The organism is Rhodococcoides kyotonense (assembly GCF_001645385.1).
Lineage (GTDB): Bacteria > Actinomycetota > Actinomycetes > Mycobacteriales > Mycobacteriaceae > Rhodococcoides > Rhodococcoides kyotonensis_B.
Map to the genome: position 1 here is coordinate 1 of NZ_LVHI01000026.1, position 18,077 is coordinate 18,077.

The following is an 18,077-nucleotide window of genomic DNA, read 5'->3' on the forward strand; positions in this document are numbered from 1 at the left end:
CCGGCGGCGATGGAACACCGAGGTGTCCATCGCCGCGACCGCGTCGATCACCAGCCACGCCACATGATCGTCATCGAGCCAGTCCCGGATATCGGGTGGAATCAAAAACCCCTGATCGAGACCGGAAGGTCGATAGTCACGCGCCACCCAGCCATCATCCCAAAGCAGGCCCACCACCACTCGAGCGAAACACCCTCAATTAAGCAACAGGCTCCAGGGGCCGACTTTCCGCGCACGGGCGCCGTAGGCGCACTAGAAGAGCAGATTCGATACCGAGTAGATGGCGAGACCGGCGATGGATCCGACGACGGTGCCGTTGATCCGGATGAACTGAAGATCGCGACCGACTTGCAGTTCGATCTTGCGGCTGGCTTCGTCGGCATCCCAGCGCGCGACGGTGTCCGTGATGATCGTCGTGATCTCGTCGGCGTAGTTCCTCGCGATGTGTCGGGCCCCGGCCTCCAGCCAACCGTCGACCTTGCCGCGCAGTTCGTGATCGTCGCGAATGCGTGCACCCCAGCTCTGGATGTTCTCGCTGAACTTGCGACGCAGTGTGCTCGACGGGTCGTCGACGGATTCGACGATGAGCCTCTTCGCGACGTTCCAGGTGCCCGCGGCCAGCCCGGTGATTTCCTCACGTCCCATGATCTGAGCCTTGAGCGACTCGGCCTTCTCGATGGTCGCCGGGTCGTGCTGCAGGTCGTGGGCGTAGTCGACGAGAAACTTGTTGGCCGCCAACCGAATCTCGTGGTCGGGATTGGCTCGAATCTTCCACGTGAACTCGACGAGCTCCTTGTGGATCTTCTCGCCGAGCAGCGTATCGACGAACTTTGGCGACCACGTCGGGGAGTCACGCGAGACGACGCGATCGATCGTCTCCTGACTGCCGAGCGCCCACTGATGCGCGCGTTCGGCGAGCATGTCGATCAACGGCATCTGCCGGTTGTCGGCGATCAATTCCTCGAGCACGCGGCCGATCGGCGGACCCCACTGCGGATCGGCGAGTCGTCGCACGATGGTGTTGTCGATGATCTGCGTGATGTCCTCGTCGTTGAGCACCTCGACGACGCCGTGCAGAACCGTCGCGGATTCGGCGGCGACCCGTTCGGCGTTCTCGGGTTCGGCGAGCCAGGTGCCGAGCCGCAGCGGAATCTGCGCGGACTGCACCTTCTCCGACACCACGTCCGGCGCGAGGAAGTTGCTGCCGACGAACGACGACAGACTGGATCCGAGCTGGTCCTTCTTCTTCCTGATGATCGCCGTGTGCGGAATCGGAATCCCCAGCGGGTGCTTGAACAGCGCCGTCACGGCGAACCAGTCGGCGAGCGCACCGACCATGCCCGCTTCCGACGCCGCCCGCACGTACCCGACCCACTCGCCTGCGCCGCGCGATTCCTGCCAGCGGCATACCAGGTAGATCACCGTCGCGAACACGAGGAAGCCCGTCGCGACCGCCTTCATCTTGCGGAGGTCGCGACGTTTGGTCGCGTCGTCGAATGTCGTCAGCTGCACTCTCGCCATTGTGCCCTCGCCCCAGCGGAGCCGCGTCGACGTGGCGGATGCGTGGAACCATGGGCGGGCGCCTAAGCTGTGTCGAACGAACATACGATCGGGATACGGCGGATACACGTGGCGAGAAATGCGACATCGGCGGCCAAGGAGGAGTCGGCCTCGGCGGCCAAGGAAGCCCCCAAGGCCGAGAAGTCCGACGGGCGGAAGCGACGCTGGCGTGAGCACAAGATCGCGCGTCGAGAAGAATTGGTCGACGGCACCCTCGCCGCGATCCGGCTTCGCGGCCGCGACATCGGAATGGACGAGATCGCGTCGGAGATCGGTATCTCGAAGACCGTGCTGTATCGGTACTTCACCGACAAGAACGATCTGACGAACGCGACCATGAGCCGTTACGTCGAGACCACGTTGGCGCCGCGCATCTACAGCGCCATCTCCGAGGAACTCGACGAGTACGAGCTGACGCGGGCCGTCATCGCGGCCTACGTCGAGACGGTGGCCACGGACCCCGAGGTCTACCTGTACGTCATGGCGAACAGCGCCGGACCCAACCGCGACGTCGTCGCCGACTCCGAACGCATGATCGCCGAGTTGCTGGCGACGGTCCTCGGCGAGCGTCTGCGCAGTCGCGAGATGGATTCCGGTGGTTCGGTGCCGTGGGCGTTCGCGATCGTCGGCGCGGTGCAGCTGGCCACGCACTGGTGGATCTCGAACAAGTCGATGTCGGCCGAGGATCTGATCGACTACCTGTGCATGATGACGTGGGGCGGCATCCACGGCGTCGCGATGTCCGACGGTTCGCCCGCCAAGTTCAAGTCGCAGCCGCACCCGCTGGTCGTCGAGGACGAGGGCTGACCTACTCGGGCCGGTCGTCCTCGGGGTCGATCGGTACCTCGATGGACTGCTCGACGACGTCGGCCGGATCGGCCTCGGTGGGCAGTTCGCCCGCACCGGGCTCCTCGACGTCGGGATCGGGTAGTTCCGTGGTCGGATCGGTGAAGTCATCGGCCATGAGAGACAGCGTACCCATTCGACCCGTTTGAGACCGTCGTACGACGGTCATCCGTCACGCATGAGCAACTCACCGCTGAACGGCCGCAACGTAGCAATTCTCGCAACCGACGGAGTCGAGGAAGTAGAACTGGTACAGCCTCGTGATGCAGTCCAGAAGGCCGGTGCCACAACAACTCTCGTGGCACTGACACACGGCGACATCCAGGCGATGAACAACGACGTCGAAGCCGGCAACACGTTCGGTGTCGACCGTGTCGTCGCCGACGTCTCCCCAGACGACTTCGATGCCCTGATCCTCCCCGGCGGTACCACCAATCCCGACAAACTGCGCACCGACTCCGCTGCCGTCGATTTCGTACGACGGTTCGTCGAATCGGGCAAGCCCGTCGGCGTCATCTGTCACGGACCGTGGACGCTCGTCGAAGCAGACGTCGTGCGGGGTCGCACGTTGACGTCGTACCCGAGCATCCGTACGGACATCCGCAACGCGGGTGGGACCGTCGTCGACCAGGAGGTCGTCGTCGACAACGGCCTCGTATCGAGCCGCAACCCCGATGACCTGCCCGCGTTCTGCGAGGCGATCGTCGACCAGTTCTCGAAAGCCGCGTCGGTAGGTTAGCGTTGCCTATGCGCAAACTTGGAGCTTCGACGTTCTTCGCCCTGGCGGCTGCGGTCACGCTGGTCACCGCCACGGCATGCAGCAACAGCAGTGACGACGGGTCCTCGGATTCCGCCGCCGGGGCCACCGTCGACACGATCTTCGGTGAGGTGTCGGTTCCGGCCGATCCGCAGCGCGTCGTCGCACTCGGGTGGTCCGACGCCGAGACCGCGCTCGCTCTCGGCGTGCAGCCGGTCGGAACGAGCGACTGGCTCGGCGTCGGTGGAGACGGACTCGGTCCGTGGGTCGACGAGTCGTACGACACCGCGCCGACCATGCTCGACACCTACGATCTCGACGTCGAATCCGTTGCGGCACTGAACCCCGATCTGATCCTGTGGACGCGCAGCACCAACGACAAGGCCGTCTACGACCAGCTGTCCGCACTCGCTCCGACCGTCGCCGCCCCTCCCGGTACCGACATCGCCTACGGCACGACGTGGGACGGACAGATGCAGCTCGTCGCCGATGCTCTCGGCAAGTCCGACGAGGGCAAGCAGCTCATCGACGACACCAACGCCGACTTCGACGCGGCCGTGTCGGCCAATCCGGAGTTCGCGGGCAAGACCGTCGCAGTCGGCACGCTGTACAGCGGTCAGCTCGGCGCTTACGTCGAGGGTGACACCCGTGTCGAGTTCATGAAGAAGCTCGGGTTCGTCAACTCACCGACGATCCAGTCGCAGGCGAAGGACGGTTCGTTCACCATCGACCTGTCCGCCGAGAACGTCGGTCAGCTCGACGCCGACCTGACGGTCATGTTCCCGATCTTCACCACCGCGGACGAGATCACGAACAACCCCGGCATCCAGGGACTTCCGTCGGCTCGCGACGGCCGCCTCGTGGTGCTGGGCGACCAGAACCTCAGCAACGCCTTCTCGAGCGGTTCGGTGCAGGGAACCCAGTACGCCATCGAGAACGCGGTTCCGCTGTTCGCTGCTCCGCTGGCCAGCTGACGTGCGGCTTCGCCACCCGTGCGCGCTTGGTTGGCCCAGGATGCAACTATCCGCGCACGGGTGGCGAGGGGCACTAGCTTGTGCGTGCGCCGTACTCGTCGGCGCATGCTCGACTTCGGTCGTCGAGCCTCCCGCCTATTCGACGACGCCACCCACCGCATCCGCGTCGGCGCTCGCGGCCAGGGGAACCGTCCTGTCCAGCACGACGGACACCGGGTTCGACATGACTGCGTTCCCTCTCGGAACGACGGCTGCCACATTCGTCTACAACTCGATCTCGGGCGTCACCGGCGAATCGACCGAAGTGACCGGCGCACTGTTCGTTCCGTCCGGTCCCCCGCAAGTCGGGGGGCGTCCCGTCGTCGCCTATGCGCACGGCACCGTCGGAATCGAACCGGGATGCGCGCCGACGGAAACCGCGGATCTGGCGGGCGACACCGCAGCCGTCGCACGGTTTCTCGAGCAGGGCTACGCGGTGGTCTACACGGACTATCAGGGCCTGAGCAGCCGCGTCGACGCGCCGGCCCATCCCTATCTCGAACCGCGCACCGCAGCGTTCGACGTCATCGACTCGGTGCGTGCCGCGCGCTATCTCGACCCGTCGTTGTCGACGCGTTGGCTCGCCGCCGGAACGTCTCAGGGCGGCCACGCCGCTTGGGCGGCAAACGAATTCGACGCCAGCTACGGTCACGGACTGGATCTCGTCGGTGCTGCCGTCGTCGTACCAGCCCTCGATATCTCCCCCGTCGTCGACCGAGCGCAGGAGGCGACGCTGTCCGAGGGGCAACGCGCCCTGTATCCGATGATCGTCGAAGGCGCGGCTGCAGTCGACCCGGCGATCGAACCGGACGATCACCTGCACGGCGTGATCGGCGAGAAGTCGTCGGCGCTGATCTCGTGCGGCCCGGGTAGCGCACCTGCCCGGGTCATCGCGGACCAGCAGTGGCAGCCCGGAAACTTCAAGTCCTCGAACAGCGATGCGGCACAACAGCTTACGGGTCGACTACAGGACTATGCGCTCCCGAAAGCGGCCTCGTCCGCACCGATTCTCGCGGTGTACGGCGGCGCCGACGACGTGGTGCTGCCCGCATGGACCGAAGTCGCACTCGGGCGGGCATGCGGTTTCGGCGACACCGTCCTGCGGGTTCGCGTCGAAGGACAGGGCCACACCCTCACGCCCGGTGCGGAACTGGACGCGTGGATCGCGGACCGGTTCGCCGGGCGTCCTGCGCCGGGCAACTGCTAGCCCGCCGGGCTCCGCCGGCTCGCTCGGTCCGGGCTCCGCCGGCTCGCTCGGTCCGGGCTCCGCCCTCCCCCGGAGCGAATGTGGCTTTCCGGTCACTCGGAGTGACCGAATGAGGCCCTCGCTCGGTCCGGGCTCCGCCCTCCCCCGGAGCGAATGTGGCTTTCCGGTCACTCGGAGTGACCGGAGGTGACATTCGGTCCGTACAGGCCCGCGTGCCTAGACCCTTCCCGGAGGAAAACCGCCCTCGGCGACGGGACCCCAGGACTCGATCGTGATGCGTATCAACGACTTTCCCTGCTTGACCATGGCCTGACGGTATTCGTCCCAGTCCGAGTGTTCGCCTGCGATGCTTCGGAAGTACTCGACGAGCGGTTCGACCGAATCCGGCAGATCGATGACTTCGGCGGTGCCGTCGACCTGGACGTACGCGTCGTTCCACTCGTCGGAATGGATGCACAGTGTCACGGCCGAGTTGCGCCGGATGTTCACGACTTTCGCCCGCTCGGGATACGTCGCGATGACGATGCGCCCCTCCGAGTCGAGGCCGGACGTGACCGGTGAGACCTGCAGGCCGCCGTCGCGCTTGTGGGTGATGAGCGTCGAATGATGGCGCTTCGCGACGAATTCGAGAAGGCGATCGCGATCGACGGAATCTGCGGAAGCAAGTTTCGGAGCCATGAATCCCACAGTAGTGGGGCTAGGCTCGGCCGATGGCCAAGCATTCGAAGAACGCCCACGAGTCCCTCTGGTCGACGCCTGCCGTCGAGGCCCTCCGCGCGACGGACTCGACGCGCATCGACGATCTCGACTGCTCGTCGACTCCAGGTTTCGACGGAAAGAAGGTCGAGGGTCAGCAGCTGCTCGCCGAGCGCGGTGAGGTGCTGTCGTCGTTGCAGGAGAAGCTGTACGCCAACGGCCGGACGGGCGATCTTCGCTCGATCCTGTTGGTCCTGCAGGGCATGGACACTGCGGGCAAGGGTGGAATGGTCCGGCACGTACTGGGAATGGTCGACCCGCAAGGCGTCGACCTCGCGTCGTTCGGTGTGCCGACCAAGGAAGAGCGCGAGCACCACTACCTGTGGCGCATCCGCAAGGAACTTCCTCGCGGCGGGCGGATCGGTGTGTTCGACCGGTCGCATTACGAGGATGTTCTCGTCGTCGCAGTGCACGATTTGGTGCCGCGGCAGGTGTGGGAGCCGCGGTTCGACGAGATCAACGCGTTCGAGAAGGAGTTGACCGACGAGGGCACGCACATCGTCAAGGTCGCACTGTTCGTCTCACCGGAGGAGCAGCGGCGACGGCTCCAGGAGCGTCTCGATCGGCCGGACAAGCACTGGAAGTACAACCCGGGCGACGTCACCGAGCGAGGCTTCCTGCCGCAGTACCGGACGGCGTACCAGCGCGTCGTGGATCGAACGAACACGGACTACGCGCCGTGGTACGTCATTCCGGCCGACAAGAAGTGGTACAGCAGGCTCGCGGTCACGGAGCTGTTGATCGACGCTCTGCAGGCGCTCGAATTGGATTGGCCGAAGGCCGATTTCGACGTCGAGCTGGAGAAGAAACGTCTGGCGGAGAGCTAACCGTGTGCACGGAAATACATGGCAGCAGGAGTGGAGCCCGCGAAACGACCATGAAGCGCCGTGTATTTCCGTGCACTTGGCGCGCAGCGCCCTAGAACGTCTTCGCGTCGATGACGAAGCGGTAGCGGACGTCGCTCTTCAGCACGCGTTCGTAGGCCTCGTTGATCTTGTCGGCCGGGATGGTTTCGATCTCGGCGCCGATCTTGTGCTCGGCGCAGAAGTCGAGCATCTCCTGGGTCTCGGGGATACCGCCGACCATCGACCCGGCGAGGCTACGACGGTTCGCGGCGAGAGTGAAGCCTCGAACCTCGATGGGCTCGCTGGGCAGGCCGAGGATGACGAGCGAGCCGTTGATCGCCAGCAACGACATGTGGCGGTCCATGTCGATCTTCGCCGACACGGTGTTGATGATCAGGTCGAACTGGCCACGCAGCTTCTTGAACGTCGCCTTGTCGGAGGTGGCGTAGTAGTGGTCGGCGCCGAGACGCCTGCCGTCCTCTTCCTTGCTCAGCGTCTGGCTGAGCACGGTGACCTCGGCGCCCATCGCGTGAGCGATCTTCACGCCGACGTGTCCGAGTCCGCCCATTCCGATGATGGCGACCTTCTTGCCCGGGCCTGCACCCCAGTGCTTCAGCGGCGAGTACAGCGTGATGCCTGCGCACAGCAGCGGCGCGGCGACGTCGAGCTCGATGCCGTCGGGAATGCGGAGCACGAAGCCCTCGGTGACGACGATCTGCGTCGAGTATCCACCCTGCGTGATGGAACCGTCGGGAAGCTTGGAGTTGTAGGTCGCGATCACGCCCTCGAAGCAGTACTGCTCTTCTCCGGCGAGGCACGCGTCGCACTTGCCGCAGGAATCGACGAAACAGCCGACTCCGACGCGATCTCCGACCTTGTGCTTGGTGACGTCGGATCCGACCTCGGCGACGATGCCGGCGATCTCGTGTCCGGGAACGACGGGGTAGCTGGTGCCACCCCACTCGTTGCGGGCTGTGTGAATGTCGGAGTGACAGATGCCGGCGAACTTGACGTCGATGAGGACGTCGTTCGGACCGAGTTCCCTGCGCTCGATGGTGACCTTCTCGAGCGGGGCATCGGCAGCGGTCGCTGTGTACGCGGTAGCGGAAGTCATGAATACATTGCTACAGGCGCATCGATACCTGTGCAAACGATCCAACCCGCTCGACCAGGCTATTCCCCGGCCGAACGAGTCGATCGCAACAGCTTCGGCCCTCGATCTAGCTGTTTCGAGCCACGTTGTAGCCCAGCCACCCGACGTACGCGCCGAGCCCGACGAGACCCAGCTTGCGCGTCTGCGGGAGCGCGATGGCGGTACCCACGGCAAGTTCGGTGGCACCGTTGCGGCTGATCCAGCTGCGCGTGTCCTTCGGGAACGGCAGCTTGGTGATGCCTTCGAACGCCTCCGGAACCACGAAGTGCGCGGCACCCGTGGCAGCCAGCCCGATTCCCAAGACCTTCGGCAGGAATCCACCCGACTCGGTCGACTTGCTCATCCTCGATGCCCCCTGTCTGCACGTCGGCGCATATCGCGCCGTTGGAAACGATTCACGACGATTCGAACTTACGCAGCGAGGGTTCCAGTTACCAGTAGGCGACGCGGTGCGACTCAGCGCGCCACGCGCCCGTTCTCGTACTGGTAGAAGCCCGCGCCGGTCTTCTTGCCCATCAACCCGGCTTCGACCATCCGCAGCAGAAGCGGCGGGGCGGAGTAGAGCGGTTCCTTGAATTCCGTGTACATCGAGTCGGCGATGGACTTGATGGTGTCGAGACCGACGAGATCGGCCAGAGTCAACGGCCCCATCGGGTGCGCGAGCCCCAGTACGGTCGCTTTGTCGATGTCTTCTTTGGTGGCGAAACCGGATTCGACCATCCGAATGGCCGAGAGCAGGTAGGGCACCAACAGTGCGTTGACGACGAACCCGGACCTGTCGGCGGATCGGACGACCTGCTTGCCGAGCATGTCGGCGGCGAATCCTTCGGCTCGCTCGGCCACGGAGTCGCTCGTCTTCAGAGTGGTGACGAGCTCCACGAGCGGGAGCACCGGCACCGGGTTGAAGAAATGCATCCCGACGACACGATCGGGTGCTTTCGTCGCGATGCCCAGTTTCATGATTGGGATCGACGAGGTGTTGGACGCGAGCACTGCGTTCGGGTCCGAAACCACCGAGTCGAGCTCGGCGAAGATATCGGCTTTGATCTTCTCGTCCTCGACCACCGCTTCCACGACGAGCTGGCGATCGGCGAAATCACCGAGTTCGGACGTGAACCGCAGCCGGAACGCGCATTGCTGCCGTTCACGCTCGGTGATCTTGCCGCTACTGACACCACGGTCCAACGACCGCAGGACGCGTGTGCGTCCTGCGGTCGTCAGCTCGCGTGTGGGCTCGTAGACCAGCACGTCGGCGTGGGCACGTGCGCAGACTTCGGCAATTCCTGCCCCCATCTGCCCGGCACCTACGACGCCTACTCGCTCAACAGTCACAGCTCTATCCTTCGTATCTCGTCGCTGGGCAACAGCTACAGGCGAGAAGGGGGTAACTCTGCTGGGGAACGCCCAGAACAGATCCGTACGAGTCAGGCGGCCCGCAGCGAAACGCTGGGACCGCCTGACTGGTGCGCTGAAGATCCGGGGAGGCGGACTGGATCAGTGGAACTGGCCCTCTTCGGTGGAGCCCTTCAGTGCAGCCGTCGAGGTGTTCGGGTCGACCGTGGTGGCAATCGAGTCGAAGTAGCCCGCGCCGACCTCACGCTGGTGCTTGATGGCGGTGAAGCCACGCTCTGCGGCAGCCTTGAACTCGCGCTCCTGCAGGTCGACGAAGGCGGTCATGCCCTCGCGTGCGTAGCCGTGGGCCAGGTCGAACATGCCGTAGTTGAGCGAGTGGAAGCCGGCGAGGGTGATGAACTGGAACTTGAATCCCATTGCGCCGAGCTCCTTCTGGAACTTCGCGATGGTCGCGTCGTCCAGGTGAGCCTTCCAGTTGAACGACGGCGAGCAGTTGTACGCGAGGAGCTGGTCCGGGAACTCGGAGCGAACCGACTCGGCGAACTTCTTCGCGACCTCGAGATCCGGGACGCCGGTCTCCATCCAGATGAGGTCGGAGTACGGAGCGTATGCCTTCGCGCGAGCGATGCAGGGCTCGATGCCGTTCTTGACGCCGAAGAAGCCCTCGGCCGTGCGGGTGCCGTCGAGGAATTCCTGGTCGCGCTCGTCGACGTCGGAGGTGATGAGGGTTGCGGCCTCGGCGTCGGTGCGGGCGATGACGACGGTCGGCACGTCGGCGACGTCGGCAGCCAGACGGGCGGAGGTCAGCGTGCGGATGTGCTGCTGGGTCGGGATGAGCACCTTGCCACCGAGGTGGCCGCACTTCTTCTCCGACGCGAGCTGGTCCTCCCAGTGCGAGCCGGCGACACCGGACGCGATCATGGCCTTCTGCAGCTCGTAGACGTTGAGGGCGCCACCGAAACCGGCTTCGCCGTCGGCGACGATCGGTGCGAGCCAGTTGTCGACGGAGGTGTCACCTTCGACACGGGCGATCTCGTCGGCGCGCAGCAGCGCGTTGTTGATGCGGCGCACGACCTGCGGGACCGAGTTGGCCGGGTAGAGGCTCTGGTCCGGGTACGTGTGGCCGGAGAGGTTGGCGTCGCCTGCGACCTGCCAACCGGAGAGGTAGATGGCCTTGAGGCCTGCGCGGACCTGCTGAACGGCCTGGTTGCCGGTCAGTGCGCCCAGCGAGTTGATGTAGTCCTCGTTGTTCACGAGATCCCACAGGATTTCGGAGCCGCGACGAGCAAGGGTCGCTTCCTCGACGACGGAGCCCTGCAGCTTGGAAACCTGCTCGGCGGTGTAGTTGCGCGTCACGCCCTTCCAGCGAGGGTTGGTGTCCCAATCCTTCTGGATCTCTTCGGTGGTTCTCGGGGTGCCGGTGGTCGACATCGTCAGCTCCAGTCTTTTCTGATCTGATCGGGCCGCTCGTGCGTATGTTTCTTCACACCGTTGCAAGGCCCTGCGGGTGTTCTTCAAAACAATGGCACACCCCAAAAGCGCACGTCCACCTGTTACGAGTGCCAATCTTGGCTAGCTTTTCACAACACCTTGCTAACGTTGCGAAGAATTAACCGAAGTCGCGCCCACCCGTTCGGAGGGCTTCCCTACTGGCCAGTAGGAAGAAAGCGCAGTTCATGAACGCAATTTACGAAAAGGTGCGTCGGATCCAACAGGACAATCGTACGGTTTAAGCAAATTCTTCTGAATCGAACCAGCAGTTAGCAACTGTGACCGGAATCACATCCACCGTACCTCTCGAACCGGACACGACCCCGCGTCACATACGACAACGCCGCCTCGCTCGGGTCCGAGCAAGGCGGCGTGCGGGGGCGGTCGAACGACGTCAGCGACTCACTCGAACACGGGCGCGAGCGGTACCCGACGATGCAACCACGGTGCTGGGGATGCGCGAGACGGACGTCCCGCGGGCATTGTCGAGGACTCCGAGCACTCCCATTGCCGCGATCAGAAGGCCGCCGACGACCGCGAACATGTCCGTCACCATCAGTCCGGACGGGAACGTGAGCACGACCGGAGACAGTGCCAGCATCGCCCCGAGTGCGAGGTGGGCCCAGTGACTCGATCTCGATGCACTCGACATCGCCCACAATGCCGTGCCGGCCGACACCATGCCCAGTACGAGGATGGCTCCGGACACTCCGGCGTCGCCCTCGACGGGAAGCCAGATGGTCGACACCACGAGTACGACGCCTACCGCCAGAACCACTGCGTCGCGCGATACCTCACGAAGATTCTCGGACATGTGATTCGCCTTCCTTACTTAGACACCCAAACTTCTTTAGCCATGCAAACGAGCATGTATCCGGTATACGCCCCTCCGAAGCGGTCCACTGCGTTGGACTCCGGATCGTGACCCACCAGACGTCCGCGAACGTTGTTAAGCCGGGTCTTCGCAGGCGTAACCTGGGTCAATGCCCAAGACGTTCGTGGGTGCACGGCTGCGACAGCTGCGCACGGAGCGCAAGATGAGCCAGGTCGCGCTGGCCGGACATCTCGAGATCTCGGCGAGCTACCTCAACCAGATCGAACACGACGTCAGGCCCTTGACGGTCCCCGTCCTGCTCCGGATCTCCGAGGTGTTCGGGGTGGACACGTCGTTCTTCTCGTCCGAGGACGACACCAGACTCGTGGCCGAACTTCGCGAGGTGGCTCTCGACCAGAACATGGGCATCGCCGCCGATTCGCACGAGATCGCGCAGATGGTCTCGTCGCACCCTCAACTGGCGAGGGCGATGGTGACCATGCACCGGCGCTACCGCAATACGACGGCTCAGCTGGCCGCCGCGACCGAAGAGCGCTTCTCCGACGGCAGCGGGAGCGGCTCGATCAGCAAGCCGCACGAGGAAGTGCGTGACTACTTCTACGAGCGGCAGAACTACCTCCACGAATTGGACACTGCCGCCGAGGAATTGACGTCGCGCATTCGTTTTCACCGCGCCGACGTCGGGAACGAGATCGCGAAACGTCTGCAGAACGTGCACGAGGTGCAGATCGTCAACCGCATCGACCTCGGCGAGAACGTTCTGCACCGGTTCGACCCCGAGAGCAGGCTGCTGGAGATCTCCCCTCACCTGTCCGGCGGTCAGAGAGTGTTCAAGTTCGCCGCCGAACTGGCCTATCTCGAGTGCGGCGACCTGCTCGATCGGATGGTCGAGGAGGGCAACTTCACCAGCGAGGCGTCGAGGAAGCTCGCGATTCTCGGATTCGCCAATTACTTCGCCGCCGCGACCGTGCTGCCCTATCACCAGTTTCACGACGTCGCCGAGGAGTTTCGGTACGACATCGAGCGTCTGTCGGCCTTCTTCTCGGTCAGCTACGAGACCGTCTGCCACAGACTTTCGACGCTGCAGCGGCCCAAGGTTCGTGGAGTCCCGTTCTCCTTCGTCCGTGTCGATCGCGCGGGTAACATGTCGAAGCGTCAATCGGCGACGGGTTTTCACTTCTCGTCGAGCGGCGGCACGTGCCCGCTGTGGAACGTGTACGAGACGTTCGCGTACCCCGGAAAGATCATGACGCAGATCGCCGAGATGCCCGACGGCCGCAGCTATCTGTGGATCGCGCGGACCGTCGAGCGTCGCGCTGCTCGGTACGGACAACCGAGCAAGACGTTCGCGATCGGACTCGGGTGCGAGCTTCGACATGCGAGCCGACTCGTCTACGCCGACGGCCTCGACATCCACGGCTCGGCCGTCGCAACGCCGATCGGTGCCGGTTGCCGGGTATGCGAACGAGCCAACTGCCCGCAACGAGCCTTTCCACCGCTGGGGAAAGAACTCGACATCGACGAGCACCGCAGCTCCGTCTCGCCGTATCTCGTTCGATAAATCACCCGCCGTCTCACCTTCTCGGAAACGACCGGACGGTGGACGATCGGATGATGGACGCCACCCCCGCAGCGCGACGCAGCCCGATCGACGCGTTTCTCGAGTCTCCGCTGTCCGGACTCGCCCCGTGGATCGCGATGTCGCTCATCGTCGGGCCCGGGAGGTTCGAGGAAGCCGCGAGCATCGCGCTCGGGATGTCGGTGCTCTTACTCGTCCTCGGGCATAGGCGGGAGTGGAGCCTGCGGAACGACCCGGATCGACGCGGCGGCCGGGTCAAGACGATGGAATGGTTCGACGTCGCCTACTTCGCGGTCATCGCCGTCATCGGACTGTTCGCGAGCGACCGAGTGATCTCCTGGATGGAACTGTGGTCCGGCGAGATGACCAACATCGCGCTCGTCGTTTTCGCGTTCGGCTCGATTCTGCTGCGCAATCCGTTCACGATCGAGTACGCGAAAGAGCAAGCACCGGAGGAAGTCTGGGACACTCCGCTCTTCCGCAAGATCAACTATCGGATCACACTCGCATGGGCGCTGGCTTTCGCGTTCTCCGCACTGGCCGGCCTCTACGGGGTGATCGTGCTGCACACGTCGGACAACTTCTGGACCGGGTGGATCCTGCAGATCGGGGCGCTGCTCTTCGCCGTCGCCTTCACCGAGTGGTACCCCGACGCCGCACAGCCGTCGGAACCAGGACCTCCCCTGCTCGCCTTGTTCGACTGGATCCCCGCATACGTCGGCATCGTCGGCGTGGCACTGTTGATCACCGAAGCCGGTCCCACCTACCTCGGCATCGCGCTGATCGTGGTGGGCCTCGTCGGTTTCCTCGCGGTCCGCCGCAGCGCGCGGTCCAGGAAGCCTGCTACGACCGGGCAGTGATCACCGCGCCGACCGCAGAAGCGCTCCCGCGTCGGCGAATGCTTTCGCTCGTCGCGTGATGGTCGGGGGCGCCGCCGGCTCCCCCTGCCACAGCCGGAACAACGTCGACATGCTCAGCACGAGACGTTCGGGCGAGTCCCACGAGCTGAATCGCTTGAATTCGCTCGATCGCAGCATGTTTCGAGCGGCCTGCGTCGCACCGAGGCCCGCGTCGAAATGTTCACGACCCGCCTCGCTCACCCACGTCCAGTAGTCGTGCACGGCCTGAATTTCCGCAGCGCCGCACAGAGGTCCGTGCCCGGGAACGTACACCGCAGCGTCGAGCGACAACAGATGTTCCAGCGCGGCCGTCCAGTTCTCGAGCGGCCCGTGCCACAGGATCGGCGTCGACCCGACGAAGAGCAAGTCACCGGCGAATACGACACCCGCGTCGGGGACGTGTGCGATCAGGTCTCCCGCGGTATGCGCGGGTCCGAGGTAGCGGAGTTGCACCTCGCGGCCGCCGACGTCGATACGCTCGGTGACCTCGAAGGTGTGGTCGGGCATGCGCGGCGTCTTGCGGGGAAACTGTGCACCGCCGCGCACGCGGTTCATGTAGCTGCCCATGTGTCCTGCGGGACCGGGTATCCAACTTGTGAGAGCACCCAGCGATGCGAACGCATGCACCGCCGAGGGAGGGGTCTCCTCCTTCATCGCATGCAGTGACGCCGCGCTCGTCGTGATCCGCGCGTCCGCGGGGACGGTGTCGTTGCCCCACCAGTGATCACCGTCGGAATGGGTGTTGACGACCTCGGTGATCGGCGTAGCGCCGGTGAGCGAGGCCGTGTCGTCGGCGATCCGTCGAGCCTCACGCGTGTCCCATACCGTGTCGACCACCATCGCCGCGGTCCCGGGGTCCACGACCAATCCCGTGTTCGCCTGCCCCCAGCTCCCCGGTTCCCACAGGAAGGCCCATACGTCGTCGGCGATCTGCTGCGCAGTCATGTCGACGACGGTACAGGTGGGCTCTCAGACTTCCTCGTTCTCGAACTTCGCGTTTCGACGCTTCATCCGCCAGATCACGATTCCGACGAGTCCTCCCCCGGCGACGGCCCCGACGACCCCGCCTGCCCAGGAACTGGCGTCGGAGAACGTCTCCGGTTGCAGTTTCACGAGCGCCGAGACGTAACCGAACGCAAGTAGCGCCGCCACCACGAGCCCGCGCACACGGTTGACCTTCGCCGCGGTGTAGAGATTGACGCGTCGGGCTGCCGAATAGGCGATGGTGAGCAGGTTGATCACCGTGAGCGTCACCAGAATTCCCAGTGACACCCGGGCGCCCGTACTCCCCGAAACCCACGGCAGGACGGCAGCGCCGATCAGCGAAGCCCACTGGAACAATTGAAAACCTATGGCGGAGGCCTCGTTCCACACATCACGCTGGCGTTCGTCGTCGTAGAATTCGTCGTCGAGATCACCGACGAAACGCATGGTTCTGACGAAGGCGTTCACGACTGCTCCTTCACGAGTTCGTTCAGCTCGGCTTCGTCGTCGCGGGCTTCCTGCTCTCGCACGAGCCGTCGGCGTCGCATCACGGCATAGACGCCACCTAGTCCACCGACCAAGGCGCCCAACGCCATTCCGACGAACGGTGCCGAACCGACTCCGTCGAGATACTCCGACGCGAGCACGATCATCGCGGAAAAGGCTGCGATCAAGTAGATTCCGCACGGCAGCAGAACGCGCACACGCATCAGGCTCTGCGACGCGTACATGTCGATCCCGCGGGCTTTCGCGTACGCGAGGACCGTCGACGCGATCGTCAGATATACCGCCAACAGCCCCAACGCAATCCAACTACCGGCGACGCCGAACAGCAACGGGAGCAGGCATACGACGATCAAGGATGTCCACACGAAAAGCTGAAATCCGATCGCCGACGCCTCGTTCCACACATCGCGCTGGCGTTCGTCGTCGTAGAATTCGTCGTCGAGATCGCCGACGAAACGCATGGTTTTCGTGAACGCACTCATGATTCCTCCAGATCGAACAGGGTCTCGACGGTTGTTCCCAGTGCCCGTGCAAGTTTCAGCGCCAGGTACACACTCGGCGCGTAATCACCGCCTTCGACGGAGACGATGCTCTGCCTGCTGACACCGCAGGCCTTTCCGAGCTCCGCCTGCGTCAGCCGTGCCGCCTTGCGGTGGTCGCGCACCGAATTGGTTCTCGATGCGGTGGTCATGCGTAAAAGTCAAGCGGACTTGTCATGGAATGTCAACCCCACTTGTCATCGGCGGAAATTTACCCTCCTGTTGTGCGCCCACGGGCCTGCAGACCGCACAACAGGAGGGTAAATCGGGGCCGGATCGGGCACCGGAACGGTTGTTTACAGCCACGTAATCCACGAAACGAACTCGTGACCGTAGAAAATACCTGCGCAATACACGGCCTTTACTGTTCCCAATCGCGAATACAACTCCGTATACAAGCGAAAGGGCGTCCGCGATGCCTGCTCTTCCTTCCAGCAAGTTCGCCACCCGGGCGCTGGTCGTTCCGGCCGCGCTGGCGATGGTCGGCTTGACTCTCACCGCGTGCGGCAGCCGGGCGAGTGACACGGCGTCGAGCGACGGTGGCTCCTCTGCGCAGTCCTGCGTCGACACTTCCGGTGACACGATCAAGGTCGGGTCGCTGAACTCGCTGTCCGGCACGATGGCCATCAGCGAAGTGACGGTGCGTGATTCGATCGCACTGGCCGTCGAGCAGATCAACGCGTCCGGCGGCGTGCTCGGTAAGCAGATTCAGGTCGTGTCGGAGGACGGAGCGTCCGAGCCCACCGTGTTCGCCGAGAAGGCCGAGAAGCTGATCAGCAGCGACTGTGTCGCAGCAGTTTTCGGCGGCTGGACGTCGTCGTCGCGCAAGGCGATGCTGCCGGTATTCGAAGACAACGACGCACTCCTCTACTACCCCGTTCAGTACGAGGGTCTGGAGGCGTCGGACAACATCTTCTACACGGGTGCGACGACGAACCAGCAGATCATCCCCGCGCTCGACTACCTGAAAGAACAGGGAAAGACCTCGCTCTACCTCGTCGGTAGCGACTACGTCTTCCCGCAGACCGCCAACCGAGAGATCAAGGCGTACGCGGCGGCGAACGGCATCGAGATCAAGGGCGAGGACTACACCCCGCTCGGCTCGACCGACTTCTCGACCATCGTCAACAAGGTGCGCGCGGCCGACGCCGACGCCGTGTTCAACACGTTGAACGGCGACTCGAACGTCGCCTTCTTCCGCGAGTACACCAATGCCGGGCTGAATGCTGCTAACATGCCGGTCATTTCGGTGTCGATCGCCGAAGAAGAGGTCGCGGGCATCGGCGCACAGAACATCGCGGGCCAGCTGACGGCGTGGAACTACTACCAGACCGTCGACACCCCGGAGAACACGACGTTCGTCGCCGATTACAAGGCCAAGTACGGCGCCGACAAGCCGACGTCCGATCCGATGGAAGCCGCGTACACGTCGGTCTACCTGTGGAAGAACACCGTCGAGAAGGCAAACTCGTTCGCGGTGAACGACATTCAGGACGCAGCCGACGGCGTCAGCTTCGCCGCACCCGAAGGCGAGGTCGTGATCGACGGCGACAACCACCACATCTCGAAGACTGCGCGCATCGGTGAGATCCGCCCCGACGGCCTGATCTACACCGTCTGGGAGTCGCCGGCTCCGATCGAGCCCGACCCGTTCCTGGAGACCTACGACTGGGCCGCCGACCTCAACTGATACTGCGGCTGCGCCCCCCGTGCGCGCGAATGTACAGCGGGCTATACATTCGCGCGCACGTGC

The 18,077-nt window shown here is 64.1% G+C and carries 21 protein-coding genes; 8 read left to right on the forward strand and 13 right to left on the reverse strand.

All coding sequences use genetic code 11. The features are described 5' to 3' along the window. Window positions 1-180, reverse strand: a 180-nt coding sequence (locus tag A3K89_RS25865; protein WP_371828816.1) for a hypothetical protein, incomplete at its 3' end; no start/stop codon positions are given. Window positions 181-252: 72 nt separating this feature from the next. Beyond that, window positions 253-1,521: a DUF445 domain-containing protein gene (locus A3K89_RS19345; RefSeq protein WP_068429461.1), complete on the reverse strand. Its 1,269-nt coding sequence runs from the start codon at window positions 1,519-1,521 to the stop codon at window positions 253-255. Between the two features lie 108 nt (window positions 1,522-1,629). On the opposite strand from A3K89_RS19345, the gene A3K89_RS19350 reads away from it, so the two are divergent. Continuing rightward, a complete protein-coding gene (locus tag A3K89_RS19350; protein ID WP_068429464.1) occupies window positions 1,630-2,367 on the forward strand; it encodes a TetR/AcrR family transcriptional regulator in 738 nt (245 codons plus the stop codon). A gap of 1 nt (window position 2,368) precedes the next feature. On the opposite strand, the gene A3K89_RS26055 is transcribed toward A3K89_RS19350, so the two are convergent. Continuing rightward, window positions 2,369-2,524, reverse strand: coding sequence for a hypothetical protein (locus tag A3K89_RS26055; protein ID WP_165839473.1), 156 nt, complete (start codon window positions 2,522-2,524; stop codon window positions 2,369-2,371). A 60-nt stretch (window positions 2,525-2,584) separates the two neighbouring features. Here A3K89_RS26055 and A3K89_RS19355 point away from each other — a divergent pair, with 60 nt between their 5' ends. The 3 genes from A3K89_RS19355 (at window position 2,585) to A3K89_RS19365 (ending at window position 5,383) form a co-directional block, all read left to right on the forward strand. Next, entirely contained in the window at window positions 2,585-3,145 is a 561-nt protein-coding gene (locus tag A3K89_RS19355) for a type 1 glutamine amidotransferase domain-containing protein (RefSeq protein WP_068429467.1), read from the forward strand. Between the two features lie 8 nt (window positions 3,146-3,153). Next, window positions 3,154-4,137, forward strand: a complete 984-nt coding sequence (locus A3K89_RS19360) for an iron-siderophore ABC transporter substrate-binding protein (RefSeq protein WP_068429470.1) — start codon at window positions 3,154-3,156, stop codon at window positions 4,135-4,137. Between the two features lie 223 nt (window positions 4,138-4,360). Then, window positions 4,361-5,383: a lipase family protein gene (locus A3K89_RS19365; protein WP_254303589.1), complete on the forward strand. Its 1,023-nt coding sequence runs from the start codon at window positions 4,361-4,363 to the stop codon at window positions 5,381-5,383. A gap of 216 nt (window positions 5,384-5,599) precedes the next feature. On the opposite strand, the gene A3K89_RS19370 is transcribed toward A3K89_RS19365, so the two are convergent. Further along, entirely contained in the window at window positions 5,600-6,061 is a 462-nt protein-coding gene (locus A3K89_RS19370) for a PPOX class F420-dependent oxidoreductase (protein WP_068429522.1), read from the reverse strand. Window positions 6,062-6,093: 32 nt separating this feature from the next. On the opposite strand from A3K89_RS19370, the gene A3K89_RS19375 reads away from it, so the two are divergent. Then, window positions 6,094-6,966 carry a polyphosphate kinase 2 family protein gene (locus A3K89_RS19375; RefSeq protein ID WP_068429475.1) on the forward strand — a complete coding sequence of 291 codons (873 nt, stop codon included), beginning with the start codon at window positions 6,094-6,096 and terminating at the stop codon, window positions 6,964-6,966. 91 nt (window positions 6,967-7,057) lie between these two features. Here A3K89_RS19375 and A3K89_RS19380 read toward each other — a convergent pair whose 3' ends face one another. From A3K89_RS19380 to A3K89_RS19400, 5 genes are all read right to left on the reverse strand, one after another. Beyond that, entirely contained in the window at window positions 7,058-8,098 is a 1,041-nt protein-coding gene (locus A3K89_RS19380; RefSeq protein ID WP_068429478.1) for an NAD(P)-dependent alcohol dehydrogenase, read from the reverse strand. Window positions 8,099-8,204: 106 nt separating this feature from the next. Continuing rightward, complete coding sequence (locus tag A3K89_RS19385; protein WP_068429481.1) at window positions 8,205-8,480, reverse strand: hypothetical protein; 276 nt, start codon at window positions 8,478-8,480, stop codon at window positions 8,205-8,207. A 113-nt stretch (window positions 8,481-8,593) separates the two neighbouring features. Further along, on the reverse strand, window positions 8,594-9,469 hold the full coding sequence (locus A3K89_RS19390) for a 3-hydroxybutyryl-CoA dehydrogenase (protein ID WP_084423900.1): 876 nt from the start codon (window positions 9,467-9,469) through the stop codon (window positions 8,594-8,596). 162 nt (window positions 9,470-9,631) lie between these two features. Next, entirely contained in the window at window positions 9,632-10,921 is a 1,290-nt protein-coding gene (aceA, locus tag A3K89_RS19395) for an isocitrate lyase (RefSeq protein WP_068429487.1), read from the reverse strand. 454 nt (window positions 10,922-11,375) lie between these two features. Next, window positions 11,376-11,795, reverse strand: coding sequence for an SPW repeat domain-containing protein (locus A3K89_RS19400; RefSeq protein WP_068429490.1), 420 nt, complete (start codon window positions 11,793-11,795; stop codon window positions 11,376-11,378). 169 nt (window positions 11,796-11,964) lie between these two features. Between A3K89_RS19400 and ramB the strand changes: the two genes are divergently transcribed. Next, entirely contained in the window at window positions 11,965-13,377 is a 1,413-nt protein-coding gene (gene ramB / locus A3K89_RS19405; protein ID WP_068429492.1) for an acetate metabolism transcriptional regulator RamB, read from the forward strand. Window positions 13,378-13,427: 50 nt separating this feature from the next. Then, on the forward strand, window positions 13,428-14,255 hold the full coding sequence (locus A3K89_RS19410) for a hypothetical protein (RefSeq protein WP_068429524.1): 828 nt from the start codon (window positions 13,428-13,430) through the stop codon (window positions 14,253-14,255). Here the strand turns inward: A3K89_RS19410 and A3K89_RS19415 are convergent, their stop codons facing one another. Genes A3K89_RS19415 through A3K89_RS19430 form a run of 4 tightly spaced genes read right to left on the reverse strand, consistent with a single transcriptional unit; the run spans window position 14,256 to window position 16,476 of the window. Continuing rightward, a complete protein-coding gene (locus A3K89_RS19415) occupies window positions 14,256-15,239 on the reverse strand; it encodes an MBL fold metallo-hydrolase (protein ID WP_068429494.1) in 984 nt (327 codons plus the stop codon). It lies immediately after the preceding gene. Between the two features lie 24 nt (window positions 15,240-15,263). Next, on the reverse strand, window positions 15,264-15,746 hold the full coding sequence (locus A3K89_RS19420; RefSeq protein WP_068429496.1) for a DUF2029 domain-containing protein: 483 nt from the start codon (window positions 15,744-15,746) through the stop codon (window positions 15,264-15,266). Next, window positions 15,743-16,267, reverse strand: a complete 525-nt coding sequence (locus A3K89_RS19425; RefSeq protein ID WP_068429499.1) for a hypothetical protein — start codon at window positions 16,265-16,267, stop codon at window positions 15,743-15,745. Before A3K89_RS19425 ends, A3K89_RS19420 begins: the two co-directional genes overlap by 4 nt. After that, the gene (locus A3K89_RS19430) at window positions 16,264-16,476 is read right to left on the reverse strand and encodes a helix-turn-helix transcriptional regulator (RefSeq protein WP_068429501.1); all 213 of its coding nucleotides are present in this window, start codon (window positions 16,474-16,476) and stop codon (window positions 16,264-16,266) included. Before A3K89_RS19430 ends, A3K89_RS19425 begins: the two co-directional genes overlap by 4 nt. Before the next feature lie 263 nt (window positions 16,477-16,739). Here A3K89_RS19430 and urtA point away from each other — a divergent pair, with 263 nt between their 5' ends. Further along, window positions 16,740-18,014, forward strand: coding sequence for an urea ABC transporter substrate-binding protein (gene urtA / locus A3K89_RS19435; protein WP_068429504.1), 1,275 nt, complete (start codon window positions 16,740-16,742; stop codon window positions 18,012-18,014). Window positions 18,015-18,077 lie beyond the last annotated feature (63 nt).